At 49.0% G+C, this 8,862-nt stretch carries 6 protein-coding genes; 5 read left to right on the top strand and 1 reads right to left on the bottom strand.

Going from position 1 to position 8,862, the window contains the following annotated elements:
• The 4 genes from KDK16_RS11135 to KDK16_RS11120 form a co-directional block, all read left to right on the top strand.
• A partial coding sequence (locus KDK16_RS11135; RefSeq protein WP_257276159.1) for a hypothetical protein occupies positions 1–774 on the top strand: 774 nt, incomplete at its 5' end.
• A gap of 91 nt (positions 775–865) precedes the next feature.
• On the top strand, positions 866–2,446 hold the full coding sequence (locus tag KDK16_RS11130) for a hypothetical protein (protein ID WP_257276158.1): 1,581 nt from the start codon (positions 866–868) through the stop codon (positions 2,444–2,446).
• Positions 2,447–2,579: 133 nt separating this feature from the next.
• Entirely contained in the window at positions 2,580–4,403 is a 1,824-nt protein-coding gene (locus KDK16_RS11125) for a hypothetical protein (RefSeq protein ID WP_257276157.1), read from the top strand.
• Between the two features lie 97 nt (positions 4,404–4,500).
• Positions 4,501–6,222, top strand: a complete 1,722-nt coding sequence (locus KDK16_RS11120) for a hypothetical protein (protein WP_257276156.1) — start codon at positions 4,501–4,503, stop codon at positions 6,220–6,222.
• Positions 6,223–6,317: 95 nt separating this feature from the next.
• Here KDK16_RS11120 and KDK16_RS11115 read toward each other — a convergent pair whose 3' ends face one another.
• Positions 6,318–6,545: a hypothetical protein gene (locus KDK16_RS11115; RefSeq protein WP_257255110.1), complete on the bottom strand. Its 228-nt coding sequence runs from the start codon at positions 6,543–6,545 to the stop codon at positions 6,318–6,320.
• Between the two features lie 370 nt (positions 6,546–6,915).
• Here KDK16_RS11115 and KDK16_RS11110 point away from each other — a divergent pair, with 370 nt between their 5' ends.
• A complete protein-coding gene (locus KDK16_RS11110; protein ID WP_257255109.1) occupies positions 6,916–8,709 on the top strand; it encodes a hypothetical protein in 1,794 nt (597 codons plus the stop codon).
• Positions 8,710–8,862: the final 153 nt, after the last annotated feature.

Raw genomic sequence — 8,862 nt, 5'->3', positions numbered from 1 at the left:
AAAAGAGCCCACACCGGGCCACAAACCTGTGACGGAATAGTGGTCAGTGAGGATGGCCAGCAGCCATGCGGCATGGTCTGCAAGAACGCTCAAGCCCTGGTAGAACACAAACGCAAATTCCACAGCGGGCAGCGACCAACCTGTGAGGCAACAGTGGTCGGGAAGGATGGTCAACAGCACTCATGCGGGAAGGTCTTCAACAACAGCAGAGCCCTGTGGGACCACAAAAGAAGAGCCCACACAGGACCACAAGCCTGTAACGAAACAGTGGTCGGCGGGGATGGCCAGCAGCAGCCATGCGGCAAGGTCTGCAAGAATACTCAAGCTCTGTTTGATCACAAACGCCTATTCCACAACAAGCATCAGCCAACCTGTGAGGCGACATTGGTCGGGGAAAATGGTCAGCAGCAGTCATGCGGGAAGGTCTGCAAGAATAATAGAGCCCTGTGGCATCACAAAAGAATAGCCCACAGCGGGCCACAAACCTGTGACTTGACAGTGGTCAGGGAGAATGGCCAGCAACAGCCATGCGGGAAGGTCTGCAAGAATGCTCAAGCTCTGTCGCTTCACAAAAGAAAATCGCATTCCAGGCACAAAAGCAACGCTCACTGCGAGCAACAAACCTGTAACGCGACTCTGGTCGGGGAGGACGGCCAACTGCAGCCATGCAGACAGCTATGCAACAGTGCCACAGCTCTGTCGAAACACAAAAGAAGACACCGAAAGCGGAAGCCTGTTGATGTAGATCAGGATAATCACCTCAGCCGTAATTGACGGAAATACGGACTTATTTTATTGATCTATCCTTCCTCTCTATAAACCAGAACGCAGGGCTAGAATTATCCAATACTCACTCTTTGCGGCAGTGTTGTTGCTGAAATTCTCTGTCACCTGTCAGGCCAAACCGTTAACAGAATGTTTTTTTGTTGAGCTTCAAAAAAATGCGGATTATCCAGACCAGAGCTTTTCTTTAAAGCGTGATCGGCGCACATTTCCAGACATTGCCGACACAAACACTTATCCAGGATCAGCTTCACCATTTGATGACAAACAACAAAGATCGTGCAGTTTCGTGGTAAAAATACCCCCTGCTGAATCGATTTCGCGGCATTTACCATACGCCACTGATCTGCTCGTTGGTTACAAACTAATCCTGACCAACAGAGACGCTCTTCTCGATCTCAACCCTTATTCATGGATACCTATAGAAGTGATTGCCGCTGTGTACTGGCTTTTAAAAAACTATTGGAACCCCAGCTCACCGCCGTTTAACCCAATTGAACAAAAAGAGGCGAATCAGGATCATCCGTTTGCCATCGTAACTATGATGCTTGGCTCTGGAGATGGACAACAATCACACCGGCCATCAGAATCATCCAGGCAGCAAACCCATAAAGCCAACACCCATACTGCTGGCTCTTTCAACAGACCACTGAATACTGACTATGGCGCCGGTAACGATGGTCCTCAGCAAGATCTGCATTCTTTGGATTTAAATTGTTTCGTCTTCCCCTGTTATGGCGTTTGCTGTTTCCGACCATCATCTGATAGCAGAAAGCACGATGAATCGCCGCTGAGCTGGGTACAAAGCTCATGTCGCCATTTAGCGAGAGGACAATGCATTAGTTGCATAGACTATTTTGATCTTTCAAGCGAAAGAAACTACTCGCTTTTCAATGCATTGAATGGCCTCCCTGCCACTCAGCTACAATGCGACTCTGACCAACCATCCAAGACACAGACGAGCAGCTGTGATAGTAGCCCGGAATGTCACTGCAACCTTGCATATATAACGAGCGCAGAGGCTGCCTGTGCAGCTAACATTTCCGGGCAACCGACCTGTGACGTTACCGTGATTCAAAAGAATGGCCAACAACGACCATGCGGGAAGGTCTGCAAAAATGCTAAAGCGCTGTCCGTCCACAGAAGCATGGCCCACAGTGGGAAAAAAACCTGTGGCGTATCCGTGGTCAGGGAAGACGGTCTGCTGCGGCCATGCGGTCAGGTCTGCAAGAACGCTTGCGCACTGTCGGATCACAAAAGAAAAGAGCACACCGGACAACAAACCTGTGATGTCATATTAGTCGGGGAGAATGGCCAGCCGCGTCCATGCGGAATTGTCCTAAAGAATGCTCTATCTCTGTCTAGTCACAAGAGCAAGGTTCACAGCGGGCAACGAGCCTGTAGCATGACCGTGGTTGGCGAGAATGGCCAGCCACGACCATGCGGGACGACCTGGAAGAATGTTCTGGACCTGTTGAGTCACAAAAGACGCACCCACAGCAATAAACAAGCCTGTGAAGTAACCGTCATCGGGAAGGATGGCCTGCAGCGGCCATGCGGGAAAATCTGCAGTAATACTCAAGCCCTGTACGATCACAAAAAAACTCATCGAAAACGCAAGGCTCTTGATCTGGATCGGAATGATGGCCTCAGTTCTAAATAACGGAAAAACACGGTTATTATCATGATCTATCTTTTCTCTCTGTAGGCCAGGATGCAAGGATATAATTATTAAGCACTCACTCTTTGCGATATTTTTACTACTACTGCCGTTTGTTATCTGTCGGGGCGAACCGTTGACAGAACGTTATATTGTCGAGCTCGAACAGACCAACCAGCACTTTTATACAGAGCGTGACTGGCAAAAACTGACGCACGACGCGTCAGACATCGCCGAAGCAAACAGCTATGCAGGAACACATTTCTCCCTTGATGATAAACCACACAGACCTGGCGACTATGGAGTAAAAACGACCATAATTGAATCAACTTTGTGGCAATGGCTTTATACTACCCATCTGCGGGTTGGTTACAAACTGATCCTGACCGGCAAAGACTCTCCTCTAAGCCCCGGCCCTTATTCATCGTTACCTGTAGAAGTGATTGTTGCTGTCGGTTGGGTTTTAAAAAGCTATTTGAACCTTGATTCACTTCTGTTTGGCCTGATTCAACAATTAGAGACAGCATCCACGCAGGCGCAGGAAGGCAAACCGGATTTGGCCATCACTATGATGTTTGGCTCTGGACATCATCGGACACTACCACCATCAGAACCATCCGGCCAGAGACCATCAGGGGCAACCACCCACCCTAAAGCCTCTTTCAACAGCCCACTGAATACTGACTATGGCGACGACAAAAGAGGCCCTCAAGAAGACTTGCATACTCTGGATTTAAATTGTTTTGTCTATCCCTGTCGTGGCATTTGTATACTCAGACAATCATCCGATAGTAGTTGGCTTGCTGAATCGTCACTAAATTCCGGACAAAGCTCATGCCCCCATTTGACGAATGCGCAGTGTCTTCGTTGCATTGGCTATTTTGATCCTCTAAACGCCAGCGATTCCTCGCCTTTAAAAACATTGGATGATTTCCCTGCCAATCAACTTCAATGCGTATTTGACCGACTGGTTTATCCACAGCCGCAAGGCATTGATAGCAACCCTGCCTATGGCAGGAACTTTTCAGACGGGGTCGCCTTAGACGGGGTCGCCTTAGACGGGGTCGCCTCAAAATCAATGGATGCCGGGGCAGACTATAAAACTGAAGCTGTCGGGCAAGCGGCCTGTAAGTTGATTGTGATTGGAGAGCATGGCCAGAGACGACCATGCGAGATTGTTTGCAAGAGTGCTACAGCTTTGTCGGTTCACATAAGAAAAGATCACAGCGGGCAACAAACCTGTGATGTGCCTCTGGTTGGAGAGGATGGCCAGCCACGACCATGCGGAAAAGTCTACAAGAATGCTTTGGTCCTGTCGTCTCATAAAAGTAAAGTCCACAGCGGGCTAAAAGCCTGTGACGTGAGCGTGATCGGGGAGGATGGCCGACTGCAGCCATGCGGGACGGTCTGCCAGAATGCGCTAGCCCTGAGGAATCACAAAGGCAGACTCCATACCGGGCAACAAACCTGTGACATGCTGGTGGTCGGTAACGATGGCCAGTCAGGGCCATGCGGGGAGGTTCTCAGGAATGCTATAGAACTGACTTACCACAAAAACAGAGTCCACTCTAGCCAGCAAATCTGTGGTGTGATGTTGATCGCGAAGGATGGCCAGCAACAACCATGCGGAAAGGTCTGCAAGAATAGCTGGAGGCTGTCGGATCACAAAAGAAAAGAGCACAGCGGACAAAAAACCTGTGACATGATCGTAGTCGGAGAGGATGGTCAGCAGCGGCCATGCGGGAAGCTTTGCAAGAGTTCCAAGGCTCTGACGGATCACAAAAGAAACATCCACGGCGGGCAAAAAACCTGTGACGAGATAATGCTCGGGGAGGATGGCCAGCCACAGCCATGCGGGAAGGTCTGCCAGAATCATCAAGCTCTGTCGAATCACAAAAAAAGACATCGAAAACGCAAACTTGCTGATGCGGCCAAGTACAATGACCTCAGTTCTAAATGACAGAAAAGCTCAATTATATTCTTGATCTATCCTTCCTCTCTGTAAATCAGAAGGCAAGAACACAATTATTAAACACTCACCCTTTACGACACCGCTGTTGCTGCTACTGATGTTTTTTGTCGTCTGTCATGCACAACCGTTTACAGGACGATTTGTTACCGAACTTGAACAGAAAACAGCATCTCCAAAACTGAGCTTTTCCATAAAGCCTGACCGGTGTCCCTTTTCAGACATTGCCGATATAAACGGCTTTACAAAATCATCTTTGCCGACTAATAATATACGACAACGTTCGTTCATTTACGGGATAAAAACGACCGTTGAGTTAATCTTCTGGCAATGGCATTACATCACTCACCTGCTGGTGGGTTACGAACTGATCCTGTCCACCCCGGACGCCTCCCTGTACTCCACTCCTTACTCATGGGCACTTGCAGAAGTAGTTGTGGCTGTCGGTTGGCTTTTACAAAGTTATTGGCATCCCAACTCCCCACTGTTTAAGCTGATTGAACAGCAGAAGGCAACGTTTATGCTGACCCAGGGGGATCAGACATTTGTCACCATCACTGTGATTCCGGACTCTGGGCATAGCCAACAACAATACCAGGCTTCACAACCATCGGGCCAACAAGCCCCGGGGGCAACCATCCAGCCTGCTGGCTCTTTCACTGGCTTCCTTTATTCAGGCTCCGGTAGCGGAGACGGAGAACCTCTGCAACACCAACATACTTTGGGTTTAAATTGTTATGTCTTTCCCTGCAATGGCGTTTGTAGTTTCCGAGCATCATCCGACAGCAGAGAGTCCGCTGAATGGCCACTGAATTCCTTAGAAATCTCATGCCCCCATTTTCCGCAAGGGCACTGTCTTGGTTGCATAAGTCATTTGAATCCTTTAAACGTTGGAGATTCTACGCTTTCACAAGCATTGGATGATCTCTTTGACACTCAACTCGAATTCGAGTCTGGCCAACTATTTCAGCGGCAAGCGCATCAGCCACAAGCCGGAGGCATTAGCGACAATACAGACAATCACTGCACAGTGAATGCAGGGATCGTCTATGCAACTGATACCACTTGGCCAGCCAATGATGATGTACCAATTTGTCTTCTTCCCGGAGGAGCGCCTCGCGGAAGAACTGCACATTACCCACAAACCCTGGCAAATCATAAAAGCAGCAACCACACCGGACAACTAAACTGTGACGTGACCACAGTCGTTGAGGATGGCGAGCCTCAACCATGCGGGAAGGTCTTCAAGAGTGCTCAATCTCTGTCATCTCACAAAAGCAAATACCACACCGGACAAAAAACCTGTGATGTGACCGTTGTCAGAGAGGATGGCCAGCAGCGATGCGGGATAGTCTTCAAGAGTGCTCAATCTCTGTCATCCCACAAAAGCAAATACCACAGCGGGCAAAAAATCTGTGATGTGACCATGTTCAGGGAGGATGGCCAGCAGCAGCCATGCGGGACCGTCTGCCAGAATGGCTACGCCCTGTCGAATCACAAAAGAAGATACCACACCGGGAAAAAAACCTGTGACATGACCGTAGTCGGGGAGGATCGTCAACAGCGGCCTTGCGGAAAGATCTGCCGGAATGCTCTGGCTCTCTCTGATCACAAAAAAACTCAACACGGCGGGGAAAAAACCTGTGACGTGACCGTCGTTGGGGAGGATGGTCAGCAGCGACCATGCGGAAAGGTCTGCCAGAATACTCAAGCTCTAACGAATCACAAAAGAAAACATCGAAAACGCAATCCCGATGATGTGAGCCAGAATAATGACCCCAGCTCTAAAGAAGGTAGAGTAAATAAATAACGAGTCGATCTCTGCAGGGGACAATTTTGTAAAGAATCTTGATATAAAAGGGAGAGTGGGTACTCGCCAGCAGGTATAACTGCAAGCTTATTAACTCAAGCTGAATGATTGCCGCCTTTGAACTGGTCAAACTCCCGGTTGGTGCGATCCGGACAGACAACCCTGTTTCCTTCGGGTACCATCCAGTCAACGACACTTCTGGCAATATCATCAAGCTCCATGTCACTCCGGGCGAAGAAGCGCTTGAGACGTTCACGCCCGGAGTCGATCCCGGTACCGTGCCCCATAGTTCGGGCCGTACGGGACAGGTTGACTGAACCCATCTGGATAAGGCCAATAATAACCAGCGCAATAAGGTCAATACGGGATTGATGCCAGCCAAGAGAGGTTTTAAGATGCTTTGCCAGTGAATGGGGGGTGTTGCACGAAAGGTGACTGCTTGAGGTAATGGGCTTGCAGAATGCCTGCTGTCGGCCACCTATGCACCCTTTGATATCAAGCTTTGTCTCGAAATTATCCCCTTCAGAGCTCTGATTTTTGACAAAAGGCTTTTGACAGAAAACATTCTCATTTTCTTGATCTATCTTTCCCTTCTGTTAACCAGAATACAAGGATAGAATTATTGAGCACTCACTCTTTGCAACACTAATGTTGCTGCTATTGTCGCTTTCTGTCATCTGCCAGGGTGAAACGTTGACAGAACGTATTTTTGTTGAGATTCAACAAAATTCAAACCGGAGCTTCACTATAAAGCGTGACCAGCGAAAATTGTCTGGCAACCCATCACACATTACCGACACAGGGGGCTGTGCAGGAACAGATTTCCTGCCTGATGAAAAACGACAGAAATCGTATGATTACGGAGCAAAAATGCCCCTTATTGAGTCGATTTCGTGGCAGTTGCTATACGCTACTAATCTACTCGTTGGTTTCGAACTGATCCTGAGCACCATAGATACCCCTTTAAGCTCTAACCCACACTCAGGGATGCTCGCAGAAGTGGTTGTCAGTGTCGGTTGGCTTTTAAAATGCTATTGGAACCCTTATTCACGGCTGTTTAGCCCAATTCAATACCAAGTTGAACAACAAGAGTCGAGTCAGGATCGCCTATTTGCCACCATCACTGTCATGTTTGGCTCTGGATGTAACCAACAATCATATCAGCCAACAAAATCATCCAGTCAGCAAGCTCCGCAAAGAAGTACATACCCTTCAGGCTATTTCGCTAGCCTCCTGCATTCTGACTATGAGGACGGTAACGAAGACCCTCAACAACACCCACATACTTTGGGTTTGAATTGTTTCGTCCATCCCTGTCATGGTACCTGTCAACTCCGACCATCATCTGATAACACAGAGCCCTCTGAATGGCCGATGAATTTCGCAGGAAGCTCATGCCTCCATTTGGCCACTGGGTACTGCTTCAGTTGCGTGGGGCATTTGGATCCTTTACAGGTTACGCACCCCCAACAAACCCTGCCTTTCGAAATACGGGATGATATTCTTGCCATTAAACGCCAATACGATTTTGGTCAACGATTTCCGCCACAGGCGCATGGTACTGATGACAACCCAGCCAATAATGGCAACCCTCAAGGCGGGGTCGCTTTAGACTCAATGAGTGCAGGGGTAGTCTCTAAAGGGCAACGAACCTGTGTCGAGATCGTGATAGGTGAGGATGGCCGGCAGCGGCCATGCGGAAGGATTTGGAAAAGTTCCAGAGCCCTGTCGGATCACAAAAGAAGAGACCACAGTGGGCAACAAACCTGTGACGTGCCCCTGATCGGTCAGGATGGCCAGCCGCGGCCATGCGGAAGTATCTGCAGAGGTTCTAAAGCCCTGTCGGAACATAAAAGAAGAGACCACAGTGGGCAACAAACCTGTATCGTGACCGTGATCGGTGAGGATGGCCACCGGCAGCGATGCGGAAAAGTCTTGAGAAGTGCTATATCTCTTACGGCTCACAAAAGCTCATACCACAGCGGGCAAAAAACCTGTGACATGACGGTGGTCGGGGAGGATGGCCAGCTGCACAAATGCGGGATGCTCTGCATAAATGCCAGAAATCTGGCGAGTCACAAAAGAGTTGCTCACACTGGGCAAAAAACCTGTGGCATAACTGTCGTTGGGAAGGATGGCCAGCCGCGGCCATGCGGGATGCTCTGCAAGAATGCCAGAGACCTGTCGTATCACAGGAGAAAAATACACAGCGGGCCAAAAACCTGTGATATGCCCCTGGTCAGCGAGGATGGTCAGCAGCGGCCATGCGGGTTGGTCTGCAAAAGTGCCCCGGCCCTGACGGATCACAAAAAAAGAGACCACACCGGACAACAAACCTGCAACATGACCGTGGTCGGGGAGAACGGCCAACTTCAACGATGCGGTCAGCTCTGCGACAATGCCAGAGCCCTGTTGAATCACAAAAAAAAACATCGAAAAAGCAAGTTTGTTGATGTGGACCAGAATGGAGGCCTCTTTTCTAAATGACAGACAAATAGATATATGCTCTTGATCTATCCTTTCTCTCTGTAAAACACAATGCAAGGATGGATTTATTAAAAACTCTCTCTTTACGGCACTGCTGTTGTTGCTACTGTTGCTACTGTTGCTACTGTTGCTACTGTTGCTACTGTTGCTACT

The organism is Endozoicomonas sp. SESOKO4, from assembly GCF_024606275.1.
Note: the sequence above shows the minus strand (reverse complement) of the source record. Positions and strands in the feature narration are given on the sequence as shown.

What these genes read in the sequence shown, in the direction of transcription:
- KDK16_RS11115 (WP_257255110.1), bottom strand. Translation starts at nt 6,545, where the DNA reads ATGGGTTCAGTCAACCTGTCCCGTACGGCCCGAACTATGGGGCACGGT.